We start from the raw sequence: 15056 nt of genomic DNA, 5'->3' as shown, positions 1-15056 counted from the left end.
AAGGTCCAAATGATAGAACAAGAATATAATAATGCGCCGTTACTTCATGTTAAAAATTTACGGGTAAGTTTTAAAGGTGAAGATAAGCAATATATTGAAACCGTAAAAGGAATTTCTTTTGATATTCCAGCAAATACTACAGTTGCTTTAGTCGGTGAATCGGGTAGTGGTAAATCGGTAACTTCTTTGGCAACTATGGGATTACTACCTGTAGGGCAAACCAAAATTGATGATCAAAGTAAAATTATATTTGAAGGCAAAGACTTACTCAGTTTGTCTCGTAAAGATATGCGGAAAATCTGTGGTAAAGATATTGCCATGATTTTTCAGGAACCGATGTCATCTTTAAATCCAGTTTTTACAGTTGGTAATCAAATTGCTGAAGTGTTGTGTTTGCATATGGGATTGAACCGTAAACAAGCACAACAACGAGTTTTAGAATTACTTAAAGAAGTAGGTATTCCTTCACCTGAAACTAAAATTAATGCCTATCCAAATCAACTTTCCGGTGGTCAACAGCAACGGGTCATGATTGCAATGGCGATTGCTTGTGAGCCTAAACTACTTATTGCTGATGAACCGACGACGGCACTTGATGTCACCATTCAAAAGCAGATTATTGATTTACTTGAATCGTTGCGTAAGCGCCGGCAAATGTCGATGCTTTTTATTACCCACGATTTGGCGTTGGTCGGTGAAATTGCAGATAAAGTCATTGTGATGCGTCAGGGGGAAATTAGAGAGCAAGGCGCTGCTGAACAGGTTCTTGAACAACCTCAAGATGTATATACCCGAGCATTACTTTACTGTCGTCCCCAAATATCACAGCGTCCTTATCGGTTGCCTGTGACTAGTGATTTTATGCGCCAAGAAGATAATGTCTTGGTTGAGCAAAGTTTTGATGCTTCCGAAATTCCACAGCGTAAACGTGGCTTAAATGGCGATGAGCAAATTATTTTAGAAGTAAAAGATTTGAAAAAAAGCTTTTATAGCCGTAAGGGATTATTTGGCAAAGAAGAGTTTCAGGCTGTAAAAGGCGTTTCTTTTAAACTTGCTAAAGGAAAAACTTTAGGTTTAGTCGGCGAATCAGGTTCAGGTAAAACGACGGTAGGTCTATTACTCATGCGCTTACATCAAGCATCTGGTGGGCAGGCTTTTATTGAAGGAAAAGATATTCTTTCATTAACAGAAAAAGAGTTTGCTAAATATCAACGGAAAATCCAGATTATCTTTCAAAATCCCTATGCCTCTCTTAATCCACGCTTTACGGTTGGGCAGATTTTATTAGAACCTATGCAAATCCATAACATTGGTAAAGATGATGCTGAGCGTAAACAAATTGCGCTTGAACTGCTTGAACGAGTGAATTTACCTGAGCAAGCTTATTATCGATATCCTCATGAGTTTTCGGGTGGGCAACGTCAGCGTATTGCGATTGCACGATGTTTAACCCTAAAGCCTGAAATTTTGATTTGTGATGAATCTGTTTCGGCGCTCGATGTTTCAGTCCAAGCACAAGTTCTTAACTTACTACAAGATTTACAAGATGAGTTTGGACTCAGTTATATCTTTATTTCACATGATTTATCGGTTGTGAAATATATTTCTGATCAGGTCATGGTCATGAATCATGGTGAAGTTGTTGAAATTGCCAATTCGGATGAGCTCTATGCACATCCTCAGCATGATTATACTAAACGGCTATTACAGGCTATTCCTCAAGGAATTCAGCACATTTCGTGAGCGTAAAGTTATGTCGTTAAAGGCACGTTCGAGTGCCTTTTTATTTGGTTTATTGACTAAATGCTTATAAAATAAGAGAGTAAAAATACAGTAGTTTATTCTTGCTATGTGCGCTAACTTTAAACCTTTAACTCTTGCCCAATTGCAGCAACTCCAGTTGCCTGTGGTCGGCTTTAGATATGCCGAAGAGGTTTATCCCGCGGGAACAATGCCACTATTATTCAAATCACCACAAGGTCTTGAATGGCGTGAAGTCATGTTTGGTTTGGTTCCAAAATGGGCCGAAGATACAAACATAGCAAAACATACTTACAATGCCCGTCATGAAACGATTTTCCAAAAACCGAGTTTTCAAGAAGCTGCACTTAAATGTAAGTTCGGTGTGATTCCGGTGACTGAGTTTTATGAAAGTAAATATATAAATGATAAGCCCGAGCGGTGGGGAGTACGCCGTAAAGATGGACAGGCTTTTTTTATTGCAGCCATTTATGAAATTTGCAAAATCAATGAGACGGTTATTCGTTCTGCAAGTATGTTGACCATGGATGCGATCGACCACCCAATGATGAAAGATTTTCACGAGCCTGGAGATGTCAAAAGATCAGTGATTGTGATTCCACATGACCGATTAGAAGAGTGGTTGAGTTTGGAGTCACCCGATATTTCAAGCTTTATCGAAGGTTTTCCAGTTGAAGAGTTTGAATGCTCGCATGTACCAAAAGAAAAAATTATAAAACCTACACCACAGTTAAGCATATTTGATTAACATAAATAAAAGCAAAATGAGGTTATTGATGTCAGATCTGAATCAATAACCTATGTTGCTTATTCAATAGTTTTACTTAATGTTTGCACTTCTGAATCTTGAGCTAGGTAGCTCAACTCAATTGGCGAAATAACAAAAGTGGTATTGTCTGATGTCTGTTTAAATACAAAGCCATATTCAAAAGACTGGCTATTTTTACTTGGTAACCAAAATAGATAAGGACATCCTGTGTAACTACCATCCCAACCCATTTCTCTTGCTAAAGCCAAAGCTGTATCTGATTTTGCAATGATTTCTTTGAGAGACTCTTTATCTCTTGTTGAAACACCACCATCATCATCTGCAAATGTTTGTAGGAACTCATTTAAGGGAGTGAGTTCTTCCCAGTTATGTTCGATTGTCGAGAAATGATATCCATATAGCATCATGTGCGCTTTCTTCCATCTTGTTATTGTGTGATTGAACATAACAAGAAATATATGAAAAGGAAATGGATAAATCTGATTTAAGTTGTTTATTTTTCATAACTTGTAGATTGTTTTTTGTACGTGATAAAGGCTTCTTTTAAACACTATAATTATTCATATTAACTACATAGTGTGTACTGAAAGCAGCGATTACCTAATGATTAAGATAAATGACTATTTTAGTAAATCAAACTGTTGGCGAATACTGAATCGTTCATAATTCACCTATAATAGAAATGAAACTATGTAGAGCATATTTATGTTTATAACAACTACACGCCCACAAGATACTTTGATTAATCAGCTTCTTCCAATTTTGGAGCAAGCGAGCCAAATTTTATTACAAGAATATCAAAATTATTCTGCGGGTTATGAGTTCACTATTCACGAAAAACAAGATGACTCACCTGTAACTCAAGCAGATTTAAAAGTGAACCTTTTCTTATTAAAGCACTTGGCAGAGATTACGCCAGACTTGCCGGTTTTGTCTGAAGAAAGTGATTATAGTGCTCGGCATGAGTGGTCCACATGCTGGATGTTAGATCCTCTTGATGGAACTAAAGAATTCATACATGAGCGTGATGAGTTTACAATCAACCTAAGTTTGATTAAGGGTAAAGAAACGATTTTTTCAGTTATTGCTGTGCCATGTGAACAAGTCGTGTACTTGGGATATCTGCAAGATTTGCCTTTTAAATATAGTTTCACTCAAAAACAGTGGTACCAATATCAAATAACCTCGTTTTCGCCAGATGAGCCTATACAAATAGGACTTAGTCATGGCAGTAAAAATCCGAAATATCAAAAATTTATTCAACCTATTGAAGAAAAACATAGCATTATTCGACGAGAAGCAGGCAGTGCCTACAAATTCTGCATGATGCTAGAAGGTGAAATCGATATTTATCCACGATTTCATCCAACTTCTGAATGGGACACAAGTTCTGGTCAAGGTTTGTTAGAAAGTATAGGCGGTGGCTTACTTACTCTTGATGGAAAACCTTTTGAATATAATCAGAGACACACGGTTTTAAATAAGGGCTTTATCGCATTTCGTGATCAGGAAAGCAAAAAAATAGCATTTGAAGCATTAGCCCAAGCAGGTGTTATTGATTGAGAGTTATGCCAGACATGTTATAGTGGCAAAGTATTGAAAAAAGATGACAAGATAAAAATGGCACTCGATTTATTGCCTAAAAGTATGTTTGAAGCAATTGATTTATTGCCCGATGCTTCAACTCCTGTAACCTTATTTACGCGTCATTCTCTAAGAGAACTTGTAGATGGGCAGGGCTTAGCTGGATATGATCTCCAACTCACTCCTCAAGGGCGTGAGCTTGCGCAGGCATGGGGTAACTATTTAATTAAAAATACAGATCGTGTTATTCAGCATTGTATTTCAAGTCCAATACAGCGTTGTGTCGATACGGCTGCACTCATGATTGAAGGGGCTGATGATGTAAGGCCTGAATTTAATACGCATACGATTGAAATTATTGAGCAAGGACTACTGGTTGAGCCGGGGAGTTTTGTATTAGACATACAACAAGCTGCCCCTTATTTTAAAAAGCAAGGTGCTTTAGGTTTTATTAATAGTTTTGTAAATAATGCATTACCTGGTATGAAACACCCAATTACTGGTGTTTTAGATGTATTAGAGCTTATTTATCATACGCATCCTAAAACTCAAGGCGGGCTTAGTTTAGCTGTCAGCCATGACACTATTATTGCTGCAATTGTTGCTGTAATTTCTGGTGAAAATGAAATTAAGAAAGAAGATTGGCCTGAAATGATGGAAGGTCTATTTGTATGGTTTGAAGGCGAAGAATTTCCAAATTGCAAATTAAAATGGATTTGGAGAGGTAAGGCCTATGAGCTAAATGTAGCCAAATTTGGAAAAACGCTATAAGCTCAAAAACGATAGATCATAAAAAAAGCCCTATTGGGCTTTTTTTACATGCTTTAATTAGTTAGCTAACGCTTTAACTTGAGCATTTAAACGGCTCTTATGACGAGCAGCTTTATTTTTGTGGATGATGCCTTTATCAGCCATACGGTCGATTACAGGAACAGCTTTTTGGTAAGCTTCTGTAGCAACAGCATGATCACCACCAGCAATTGCACTTAAAGTACGTTTGATGTATGTACGAACCATAGAACGCAAGCTTGCGTTGTGTTTACGTGCAGTAACGTTTTGACGCGCACGTTTTTTAGCTTGAGCAGAGTTTGCCACTCTTGCACTCCTTGAAAATAAGTTGGTCTGGGCGGGCTGTGGTCAATCCAGTAAACTGGTGTAACCATCACCAGCCCGTAAACAAGTGCCATATTGTGATGAATAGACACCGTGAAGTCAAGCCTTGAGAACGTTTTAAGCTGTTTTAGGGGCTGTTAAAACGGTAAGAAAAGGTTAAATTTAAAACAAAGTTAGATAGGGATGGATAAAAAATGACAGCAAGTAAGAAAAAAGCGATTGTGCTAGGCGCAACAGGGCTAGTCGGGTTAGCGCTTGTAGAAAAGCTCCAGCAGGCTCCAGAATTTGAAGCCATTACCGTAGTGGTTAGAAAAGAATCTCAAGTATTTAATACATATGACAAAGTTAATCAGCTCATCATAGAAGATCTCTTAATGTTGAATGATGAAGATGTGAATGGTCATACCCATGCATTTAGCTGTTTGGGCACAACATTAAAAAATGCGGGCTCAAAGCAAGGTTTCTATGCGGTAGATTATGAAATCAATGCTCATTTTGCAGATTTGGTACAAGATAAAAATATTCATCTTTTGTTGGTAAGTGCGCTTGGTGCAAATTCGAATTCACCCATTTTCTACAATAAAGTGAAAGGGCAACTAGAAGATTATATTGAGAGTCTGGGAATTGAAAAATTATCTATTTTTCGACCCTCTTTACTTATTGGTAAGCGCAGTGATGTACGGCTTATCGAAGACTTGGGGCAAAGTCTATTTAAATTTATTGAGAATAAATTGCAGAAACCATTCAAATATAAGCCTGTAACTGCAGAGCAATTGGCTCATACCATGGTCGTAGCGGCGCTAATGCAAATTGAAGCATTCAAACGATATGATAATCTGAGCATACAGAAAACTCGATAAGGGAGAGTAGAAGTGTCGACAATACCATTTGTAACATGTGATTTATTAGATGATAACCCTGAAAAAGACTTACAAGTTGTAATTCCCTCAATGGATGGAAAGTTCTTTCAAAGTTATGGGGCGCGTAAAACTTTTTGGGGACAGGTTGTAACAGTAAAGTGTTTTGAAGATAACTCGCGTGTAAAAGAGTTATTGGCAACAGATGGTACAGATAAGGTACTCGTTGTAGATGGTGGTGCATCTATGCGTTGTGCGCTTATGGGGGACCTGATTGCGGAATCGGCAGTTAAAAATAACTGGAATGGTGTTGTAATTTATGGCTGTGTACGCGATGTCGATGCTATTGCTACCCTTGATTTAGGTATACATGCATTGGCAGCAATTCCCCAAAAAAGTAATCGTAAAGGCATTGGCGAAGTAGATACCACTTTGTATTTTGGTGGTGTCACAATTCAATCAGGCGATTATATTTATGCTGATAATAATGGAATTGTGATTTCAAAAGAAAAATTAGTGTAATCACAGTTTATAAAGGATCGCATGATGGTGAATCATCAAATTAAAGTATTACAGGCGGTTGTCTCTGCAATTGCTGAAGGTGGTCGGGGCGTAACAGGTACAGCATTTCCTCAGCAACCTGTAAAAGCCTTGAAGTTATATGAATTTGAAGGTTCACCATTTTGCCGTCGTGTTCGCGAAGTGATTACTCTCTTAAATCTGGATGTTGAAATTTATCCATGCCCTAAAGGTGGGTTGAAGTATCGTTCTATTGTTAAAGAGACTGGCGGTAAATTACAGTTTCCTTTTTTAGTAGATGAAAATACAAGTGACTACTTATATGAGTCACAAGAAATTATTCATCATTTATTTAAACACTACGGTAAGTCTGGAAAGACACCTCAAAAATTTTCGAGTTACCCTAAGGTCCCTTATGCTGCATTTGCTGGAACCATACTAAATGGCGCTCGGGGAGTTTGGATAAACAAAAAAATCATTAATAGAGCTGCACCTGAGCAAAAACTTGAGTTATGGAGTTTTGAGGCAAGTCCTTATTCCCGAGTTGTAAGAAGTCTACTCTGTGAGCTAGAGCTTCCTTATATTCTGCATAATGTGGCAAAAGAAAGATGGCAAGATCAAGGCCCAGCTATTCTTCGCTTAAAACCGGGTAAATATGTACCTCTAAGAGGTGGAAAACGAGAAAAAATGTTGCCTATTATGCAAGGTAAAATGCAGGTGCCTTATTTAGTAGATCCAAATACTGGAGTGAAGATGTTTGAGTCTGCTCAAATCGTAAAATATTTAAAGAAGCAATATGGTCGCTGATTAATTAAGATAATTTCTCAGAGTTTAAGATAATTTATTTAAACTCTGAGAAAGATCAGATTTCATAAGAACATGAATATGCTAAATTAATAAGATTAAGTACCCAAATAAGGCATATTTTATGGAATGTATGAGAATTCAACCTGTAACGAGCAGTCCTGGTGAAAATGCACTATTTATCGTATTGGGACTCACTCAAGGTGATTCTGTAATAGAAAAAGTAAAAGATTTTGCTAGTAATTTTTCCGCATTAACAAGAAGCCTGTCCAATCGTTATCCAGAAAGTAAATTTAATGCTACTTTGGGTTTTAGTTCCAATGCATGGGATATTTTATTTCCAGAGCAAGCGAAACCTCAAGAATTAGAAACATTTAAAGAAATTAAAGGGCCGAAATACACGGCTGTTTCAACACATGGTGATCTATTTTTTCATATCCGTGCTGATCGTCAGGCTCTATGTTATGAGCTGGGTAATATAATCAATCAACAACTTGGTAAAGTGACTTATTCAATTGATGAAGTTCATGGTTTTCGTTATTTTGATGGGCGAGCGATTATTGGCTTTGTAGATGGAACAGAAAATCCAGAACCAGTTATTGCAGCGCAGTGGGCATTAGTAGGCAATGAAGATCCTGATTTTATCGGGGGGAGTTATGCTTTTATCCAGAAATACACACACGACATGGAGAAATGGCGTGGGTTGAGCGATGAAGAGCAAGAAAAGGTAATTGGCCGTAAAAAGTTCAATGATATTGAGCTAGGTGATGATGAAAAGCCTGTAACAGCTCATAATGTCGTAAGTAAAGCACATGATGCAGACGGTAATGAGCTTAAAATTATGCGAGCTAATATGCCTTTTTCAAACCCGTCAAAAAATGAATATGGCACATTTTTTATTGGTTACTCACGTAAATTTAGTACAACCCGACAAATGCTAGAAAACATGTTCTTAGGAAATGAGCATGGTAATCTTGATCGGTTGCTTGACTTTAGTACCGCACAGACTGGTACTTTATTTTTTGTACCTACTGTCGATTTCCTTGATGATTTAGGCGATGAATAGCCGTTAAATTAGAAGGCTTAAATGATGGGAGTAACTAGAACTTCCATTGCTTGAATTGAAAATTAATATGATGTGATAAAATGTTTAAGAAGATAACGCAGCTTTTTCAAGGCTCAAAAGAAACACCAGAACAAACTTACTTGCAAGAGAATCAATTAAAATTTGATTCTGAACGCGGTCCTATCATTAAAGATGTAGTGATTAATGAAAAATGGTCAGAACATCTTGAGTATTTCTCAAACCGTAAATTGCAAAATTTTGATAATCTTCAAAAGTTATTTTTAATTACTCCACAAATTAATGAAAAGATTGATCTGGAAATCGCAACTCAACGTTATGTAGAAAGATTAGGAAATACACAAGAAAAACTGCTTCAGCTTAAAGCGATTATACAAATATTAAATCAATATTACGTTTTGTTTTTGCGTGATAAATAATCATAGTTGATTGATTAAAAAATATAAAAGGTAGAGCTAACTAGTAGTTTGATTTTCAAAAAAATAACTCAATTCACTAAAAACATCATGCTACTATTAGGCTCATATCTTCTTAGCTGATAAAAGCCACATACATGTTTCAACAAGAAATCTCTCAATTGAATTTACAACAGCTCAAAGCCGGTGAAAAGCGTTGGGTAGGGTCGTTATTAGGTTCATCTGCTGCATTATTATTCAAAGAAATTGCTGTTCAGCATTCATCTTTGCTCGTTGTAGTGGCTCGAAATAACCAACATGTTGCTCAATTAGAAAGTGAACTTGAGTTTTATGGCATAAAACCGACAATTTTTCCTGATTGGGAAATCTTGCCATATGATCGCTTGTCACCTCATCAAGATATTGTTTCAGAACGTCTCGCAATTTTATCTAATATGCCTCAGAAGGGTGTATTACTCCTTTCAGCAAGTACTTTAGCTCAAAGAGTTGCACCGTATTCATGGGTTTTGGGTGAACATTTTGATATTCATGTTGGACAAAAATTCGATTTAGAGCAACAGAAGTTACGATTGGTACAAGCTGGTTATCATTTGGTAGATACTGTTTATGATCACGGTGAGTTTGCTGTACGTGGCAGTATTATGGATATTTTTGCGTCAGGACAAGAAGCGCCTATTCGTATTGATCTGTTTGATGATGAAATTGATACATTAAAATTCTTTGATCCAGAAACGCAAAGAACCACAACAACTCTAAAAAGTTTTACAGTTTTACCTGCAAAAGAATTTCCATTAAAAGAAGCCCGTTCAATTTTTAGAGATCGGTATTCTGAACTTTTCCCTACAGCAAACCCCAAGAAAAATCCAATTTATCAAGATGTTTTGGAGGGAATTGCTTCACCGGGAATTGAATTTTATTTACCATTGTTTTTTGATAAATCACAAATGGAAGCACAAAGTACACTTGCAACGTACTTCCCAAAGAATTGCATTGTAATTACAACTAATGATGTAGACACTGATTTAACAAATTTTTGGAAAGAAGTTTTTCGTCGTTATGAAGACAGACGTCATAACGCAGATCAGCCAATTCTTCCTCCTGAAGAATTATTTATTGCTCCGAATCATTTACTCAATGCTTTAAATCAATTTCCGCGTATGCTCGTGAGTGCAGAAGCGGTTGAAGAAAAAGCTGGTGCATTAAACTTTAAGGTAGAGCCGCCACCCAAGTTAGCGGTCGATCCAAAAAAAGAAAAACCATTCGCGGTAGTCAAAAAATATATTGATGAAGCAAATCATCCGGTCTTGTTGGTTGCAGAAAGTGCAGGTCGACGTGAAAGCTTAAGAGATGGTTTACGTGCCAGTTTAGGAGATATTCCTGGCGTAGACAGTTTTGAGCAATTTCAGACCAGTCAATTTGCGATTGCTATTACAAATGCACCGCTAGACCGTGGGTTGCTTTTAACAGACCAATTGTCGGTTATTTCAGAAAATCAGTTATATGAACATCGGGTAGTTCAGCGTCGTCGTAAACGTCAGCAAGAAGTTTCAGAAGAGTTCTTAATTCGCAGTTTGACTGAATTAAGTATAGATGCTCCTGTTGTTCATATTGATCATGGTGTGGGGCGTTATGCAGGATTAGTTACTTTAGCAATTGAAGGGCAAGATTATGAATTCTTGCAACTAAATTATGCTGAAGGGGCAAAAGTTTATGTGCCTGTGACTAATTTGCATCTTATTAGTCGTTATAGTGGTGGAGACCCAGATTTAGCTCCACTTCATAAAATTGGAAGTGATGCGTGGAGTAAAGCTAAACGCAAAGCTTTAGAACAAATTCATGATGTTGCAGCCGAATTATTACATATACAAGCACGTCGTCAGTCAAAACCTGGTTTTGGTTTTGAACTTGATCAATCACTTTATATGCAATTTGCCAGTGGATTTGCCTACGAAGAAACCCTTGATCAGGCGAATGCTATTGAAGCAACACTTCACGATATGCAACAAGCTAGACCTATGGATCGACTTGTTTGTGGCGATGTAGGTTTTGGTAAAACTGAAGTAGCAATGCGAGCCGCGTTTGTTGCTGTGCAAAACGGCAAGCAAGTTGCTGTTTTGGTACCTACAACTTTACTTGCACAACAACATTACGAGTCTTTTAAAGATCGTTTTGCTGATTGGCCGGTACGTATAGAAGTCTTGTCACGCTTTGGCTCAAATAAAACCCATACAAAAAATATTGAAGATTTAATTGCTGGTAAAGTCGATATTGTGGTGGGAACTCATAAGCTCTTGCAAGAAAATGTGCAATTTAAAGACTTGGGCCTAATGGTGGTCGACGAAGAACATCGATTTGGTGTGCGTGATAAAGAGCGCATTAAAGCTTTGCGTGCAGATGTAGATATGTTGACGCTTACTGCAACACCCATTCCACGAACTTTAAATATGGCTTTTTCGGGAATGCGTGATTTATCTATCATTGCTACACCACCAGCTCGTCGTTTAGCGGTTAAAACCTTTGTACAAGAACATACGGAAGCTTCCATTAAAGAAGCCATCTTGCGTGAATTACTACGTGGTGGCCAAGTATATTTCTTACACAATGAAGTCGATACGATTGAAAGGGCTGCCGAAAACCTCCGTGTTCTTGTGCCTGAAGCTCGTGTGGCAGTAGCTCATGGGCAAATGAGAGAACGAGAGCTCGAACAAGTCATGCAGCAGTTCTATCACAAAGAATTTAATGTATTGGTATGCTCAACCATTATTGAAACTGGAATCGATGTTCCAAATGCCAACACAATTTTAATAGAAAGGGCTGACAAACTTGGTTTAGCTCAATTACATCAATTACGTGGCCGTGTGGGACGCTCACATCATCAAGCTTATGCTTATTTATTAGTTCCTTCTCTAAAACATTTAAAAGGTGATGCAGAAAAGCGTTTGGATGCAATCCAGCGTGCTTCAACTCTGGGCGCTGGTTTTATGCTAGCTACAGAAGACTTAGAAATTCGCGGTGCAGGTGAGCTTTTAGGTGAGCAACAAAGCGGTTCAATGCAGGCAATTGGATATAGCTTGTATATGGAAATGTTGGAGAAAGCTACTAAGGCAATTCAGCAAGGTAAAACACCGAATTTTGATGCACCGTTATCACTGACTGCGGAAATTAATTTACATATCCCTGCACTTATCCCTGATGAGTATTTAGGTGATGTGCATCAGCGTTTATTGTTCTATAAACGTATTAGTAATACAGATACGCAAGAAAAACTCGATAACATCCGTATGGAATTAATTGACCGTTTTGGTATTCCACCGCAATCGGTTAAACATCTGTTTAGTGTCCATCAGATTCGCTTGAAAGCTGAACACCTAGGTATCACCAAGATCGATATTAATACTCAAGGTGGCAATATTGAATTCTCACCAGATACTCCTGTTCAAGCGATTAGTATTATTCAACTCATGCAAAAGCATCCGACCTATTATCGTATGGAGGGCGGACAGCGTTTAAAAGTTATGGTTCAGCTAGAGGAACATGAAAAACGTATCCAGTTCATTAACGATTTGTTAGCGAAATTATTAACTGAAATACATGTATAAATGATGTTTTGACGCATTTTTTACTACATGTAAATTTTATCTAAGTTGATCGCATGGTTTTATGCACGATTTCTCGGATCAGAAGAGGAATAAGTGCATAAAATCATTGTTATTTGTAATCAAACCAGACACTAGCAATACTCACATCAAAACTGATGTGATAGTATTAGCCATTATTGTTTATTGTCATTTATAAAAGATATGTTTAGTTTGCATCCACAACTTGCTCAAGATACTTTTTTTGTAGGCGATTTTCCGCTTTCAACATGTCGTTTAATGAATGATATGCAATTCCCGTGGCTGATTTTAATCCCTCGTGTGCCGGGAATCACAGAATTATATGAATTGAGCCAAGCTGATCAAGAACAGTTTTTACGTGAATCTAGTTGGTTGTCTAGCCAGTTAGCTCGAGTATTCCGTGCTGATAAAATGAATGTTGCCGCATTAGGTAACATGGTGCCTCAGTTGCATTTCCATCATGTCGTGCGTTATCAAAATGATGTTGCATGGCCTAAGCCAGTTTGGGGTATACCAGCAGTGCCATACACCAATGATGTACTGGCTCATATGCGTCAAACTCTTATGCTTGCTTTACGTGGTCAGGGTGATATGCCTTTTGATTGGCGCATGGATTAAATCGATGTAATGCCACATTTATATGAATGTGGCTACATTGAGGTGTGGAGGATAGGGTGCAATTAGAGAGGTTTATCGATAGAGAGCCTAAGCAGTTTGCATATTTTCATCGCTTGATGGGATATTCAATTCTGTCCTTAATTTTAGTGATCTATGCTTTTACCTCACCTAATACAAATTATCAGATCTACGTTCCTCCCTTTTTTATATTTTTGCTTTTTATTAGTTCGAAGCTAGAACACTGGCTTCAATACCAATTTGATAAGAAAACTCAAAAAAGTGTCTTTTTTGCAATTGATGCAATTGTTGTAGCGGTTACCTTAGCGGGCCTGCATCTTAATTTGGTGCCTACATTTATTGCAGTATTTGCATTATTTTATTCTGCAATTAATAGCCGTATCTCTTTCGCAGTCATTTGTTTGACTAGCCTGTTAGGCGCGATTATTTTTTATTTAAGTACTTTCTTCCTATTTGGTTTTTATACATATTTTGAACCTACTAGCCAAGAGTTAACTGTAATTACACTCCTTGGTTTGGTTATGTTTATCACCATTGGAAATTACTACCAACATCGTTGGGTTAAAAAAATCAGTCAGCAGCGTCAACATTACTATGATCAAATGACGCGGTATATTGCTTTTGCTAATCAATTAAGCCGTTATGCGCCACTCCAGTTGTGGCAATCTATTATGCGCGGTGAAGCGGAAGCAAAAATTGAATATAAACGAAAAAAAATGACTGTATTTTTTTCTGATATTCAAGGTTTTACAGAGTTATCAGAAACTTTAATTCCTGATGATTTGGCATTTTTGCTTAATGATTATTTAAGCCATATGACGGAAATTGCCAAGCAGTATGAAGCTACTGTCGATAAATTTATGGGAGATGCCATCCTCATATTTTTTGGTGATCCGAATTCTCAAGGTGTAGAGCAAGATGCCAAAGCCTGCGTAGAAATGGCAATCGCTATGCGTCAACAAATGAAGTTGTTACGTGAACGTTGGAAAAAAATGGGCTATTCAGCTCTACACATCCGTATGGGAATTAGTACCGGTTACTGCCACGTAGGAAATTATGGAGCAACACATCGTATGGCTTACACCATCGTAGGTCGTGATGTGAATTTAGCAGCTCGTTTACAATATGCTGCTGAAATAGATGAAATCTTAATTTCAGATGATACTTATCAATTAATCAAAAGTGATTTTCTTTGTGCTCCCAAAACGCCAATTTACTTAAAAGGTATTCAAGGTGCAGTAAAGACATGGCAGGTGATGGAGAAATACTCAGGGAATAAATCAGATCATCAGCAATGGTTTGACTATGAGTATAAAGGCTTCCATTTAGTACTTAATTTAGAAGAAGTACAAAACTATGAATATCCTGAATTGGTGGAAGTTCTTGAGAAAATGATTCAAAGGCTTAAAGTCCAACAAACTTTAATTAATACTCAAGGTATTGCACGTTTAAGACTTGAAGATGAAGTTAAACCTGTTGAAATTGATCAAAAAGATTAGCTTTAAGGTTTAAAACTAAAGTAAAAAAAAGCTGCTTTTAAAGCAGCTTTTCTATTTTAATGACTTTCGGAAGCGTGATTGATTGTATATTTAGGAATCTCAATTTCTAAATCTTCATCAACAATTTTCACTTGGCAGGAAAGGCGTGAGTCAGGTTCAAGACCCCAAGCACGATCTAAAAGATCTGCTTCAACATCATCCATTTCTTCTAGACTATCAAAGCCTTTACGAACAACTACGTGACAAGTTGTGCAAGCGCACGACATATCACATGCATGTTCAATTTTGATTCCTCGGTCAAGCAAACTTTGACAAAGATTTGCATTTTGTTCAACTTCAAATTCTGCGCCTTCAGGGCAGAATTGAGCATGAGGAAGTATTTTAATACGGGGCATAT

General features: G+C 37.4%; 15 protein-coding genes. 12 read left to right on the top strand and 3 right to left on the bottom strand.

The features are described from left to right. Positions 1–9 precede the first annotated feature (9 nt). Positions 10–1743, top strand: coding sequence for an ABC transporter ATP-binding protein (locus tag AC2117_RS10120; RefSeq protein WP_133973823.1), 1734 nt, complete (start codon positions 10–12; stop codon positions 1741–1743). A gap of 106 nt (positions 1744–1849) precedes the next feature. Continuing rightward, complete coding sequence (locus AC2117_RS10115; protein WP_133973820.1) at positions 1850–2509, top strand: SOS response-associated peptidase family protein; 660 nt, start codon at positions 1850–1852, stop codon at positions 2507–2509. A gap of 59 nt (positions 2510–2568) precedes the next feature. Here the strand turns inward: AC2117_RS10115 and AC2117_RS10110 are convergent, their stop codons facing one another. Continuing rightward, entirely contained in the window at positions 2569–2937 is a 369-nt protein-coding gene (locus AC2117_RS10110) for a hypothetical protein (RefSeq protein WP_003651529.1), read from the bottom strand. A gap of 298 nt (positions 2938–3235) precedes the next feature. Between AC2117_RS10110 and AC2117_RS10105 the strand changes: the two genes are divergently transcribed. Beyond that, positions 3236–4093, top strand: coding sequence for a 3'(2'),5'-bisphosphate nucleotidase CysQ (locus AC2117_RS10105; protein ID WP_004642659.1), 858 nt, complete (start codon positions 3236–3238; stop codon positions 4091–4093). Between the two features lie 57 nt (positions 4094–4150). Next, on the top strand, positions 4151–4885 hold the full coding sequence (locus tag AC2117_RS10100; protein ID WP_133973818.1) for a histidine phosphatase family protein: 735 nt from the start codon (positions 4151–4153) through the stop codon (positions 4883–4885). A gap of 57 nt (positions 4886–4942) precedes the next feature. Here the strand turns inward: AC2117_RS10100 and rpsT are convergent, their stop codons facing one another. Beyond that, a complete protein-coding gene (rpsT, locus tag AC2117_RS10095) occupies positions 4943–5209 on the bottom strand; it encodes a 30S ribosomal protein S20 (RefSeq protein WP_003651535.1) in 267 nt (88 codons plus the stop codon). A gap of 212 nt (positions 5210–5421) precedes the next feature. Between rpsT and AC2117_RS10090 the strand changes: the two genes are divergently transcribed. From AC2117_RS10090 to AC2117_RS10055, 8 genes are all read left to right on the top strand, one after another. Continuing rightward, positions 5422–6087, top strand: a complete 666-nt coding sequence (locus tag AC2117_RS10090) for a nucleoside-diphosphate sugar epimerase (protein ID WP_133973816.1) — start codon at positions 5422–5424, stop codon at positions 6085–6087. Between the two features lie 12 nt (positions 6088–6099). Further along, entirely contained in the window at positions 6100–6606 is a 507-nt protein-coding gene (gene rraA, locus AC2117_RS10085) for a ribonuclease E activity regulator RraA (protein ID WP_133973814.1), read from the top strand. A gap of 21 nt (positions 6607–6627) precedes the next feature. Beyond that, positions 6628–7410: a glutathione S-transferase N-terminal domain-containing protein gene (locus tag AC2117_RS10080; RefSeq protein WP_133973812.1), complete on the top strand. Its 783-nt coding sequence runs from the start codon at positions 6628–6630 to the stop codon at positions 7408–7410. A gap of 130 nt (positions 7411–7540) precedes the next feature. After that, positions 7541–8473 (top strand): Dyp-type peroxidase, encoded by a 933-nt coding sequence (locus AC2117_RS10075; protein WP_133973810.1) that lies wholly within the window; start codon positions 7541–7543, stop codon positions 8471–8473. Between the two features lie 80 nt (positions 8474–8553). Further along, positions 8554–8910 carry a hypothetical protein gene (locus tag AC2117_RS10070; protein WP_042896486.1) on the top strand — a complete coding sequence of 119 codons (357 nt, stop codon included), beginning with the start codon at positions 8554–8556 and terminating at the stop codon, positions 8908–8910. 134 nt (positions 8911–9044) lie between these two features. Next, positions 9045–12506, top strand: a complete 3462-nt coding sequence (mfd, locus tag AC2117_RS10065) for a transcription-repair coupling factor (RefSeq protein ID WP_133973808.1) — start codon at positions 9045–9047, stop codon at positions 12504–12506. Positions 12507–12707: 201 nt separating this feature from the next. After that, entirely contained in the window at positions 12708–13142 is a 435-nt protein-coding gene (locus AC2117_RS10060; RefSeq protein WP_133973806.1) for an HIT domain-containing protein, read from the top strand. A 56-nt stretch (positions 13143–13198) separates the two neighbouring features. Continuing rightward, complete coding sequence (locus tag AC2117_RS10055) at positions 13199–14659, top strand: adenylate/guanylate cyclase domain-containing protein (protein ID WP_042896482.1); 1461 nt, start codon at positions 13199–13201, stop codon at positions 14657–14659. 56 nt (positions 14660–14715) lie between these two features. On the opposite strand, the gene fdx is transcribed toward AC2117_RS10055, so the two are convergent. Then, complete coding sequence (gene fdx / locus AC2117_RS10050) at positions 14716–15054, bottom strand: ISC system 2Fe-2S type ferredoxin (RefSeq protein WP_133973804.1); 339 nt, start codon at positions 15052–15054, stop codon at positions 14716–14718. Positions 15055–15056 lie beyond the last annotated feature (2 nt).

The sequence above is a fragment of the Acinetobacter calcoaceticus genome, assembly GCF_900520355.1.
GTDB lineage: Bacteria > Pseudomonadota > Gammaproteobacteria > Pseudomonadales > Moraxellaceae > Acinetobacter > Acinetobacter calcoaceticus_C.
The sequence above is the reverse complement of the archived record's forward strand: the minus strand, read 5'-3'. Positions and strand labels throughout refer to the sequence as shown.

Bases quoted from the DNA above. Each gene is read 5' to 3' on its own strand.
- AC2117_RS10105 (WP_004642659.1), top strand. From the start codon at position 3,236: ATGTTTATAACAACTACACGCCCACAAGATACTTTGATTAATCAGCTT.
- AC2117_RS10115 (WP_133973820.1), top strand. From the start codon at position 1,850: ATGTGCGCTAACTTTAAACCTTTAACTCTTGCCCAATTGCAGCAACTC.
- AC2117_RS10075 (WP_133973810.1), top strand. From the start codon at position 7,541: ATGAGAATTCAACCTGTAACGAGCAGTCCTGGTGAAAATGCACTATTT.
- AC2117_RS10090 (WP_133973816.1), top strand. From the start codon at position 5,422: ATGACAGCAAGTAAGAAAAAAGCGATTGTGCTAGGCGCAACAGGGCTA.
- fdx (WP_133973804.1), bottom strand. From the start codon at position 15,054: ATGCCCCGTATTAAAATACTTCCTCATGCTCAATTCTGCCCTGAAGGC.
- AC2117_RS10100 (WP_133973818.1), top strand. From the start codon at position 4,151: ATGGCACTCGATTTATTGCCTAAAAGTATGTTTGAAGCAATTGATTTA.
- AC2117_RS10110 (WP_003651529.1), bottom strand. From the start codon at position 2,937: ATGATGCTATATGGATATCATTTCTCGACAATCGAACATAACTGGGAA.
- AC2117_RS10120 (WP_133973823.1), top strand. From the start codon at position 10: ATGATAGAACAAGAATATAATAATGCGCCGTTACTTCATGTTAAAAAT.
- AC2117_RS10080 (WP_133973812.1), top strand. From the start codon at position 6,628: ATGATGGTGAATCATCAAATTAAAGTATTACAGGCGGTTGTCTCTGCA.
- AC2117_RS10070 (WP_042896486.1), top strand. From the start codon at position 8,554: ATGTTTAAGAAGATAACGCAGCTTTTTCAAGGCTCAAAAGAAACACCA.
- AC2117_RS10060 (WP_133973806.1), top strand. From the start codon at position 12,708: ATGTTTAGTTTGCATCCACAACTTGCTCAAGATACTTTTTTTGTAGGC.
- mfd (WP_133973808.1), top strand. From the start codon at position 9,045: ATGTTTCAACAAGAAATCTCTCAATTGAATTTACAACAGCTCAAAGCC.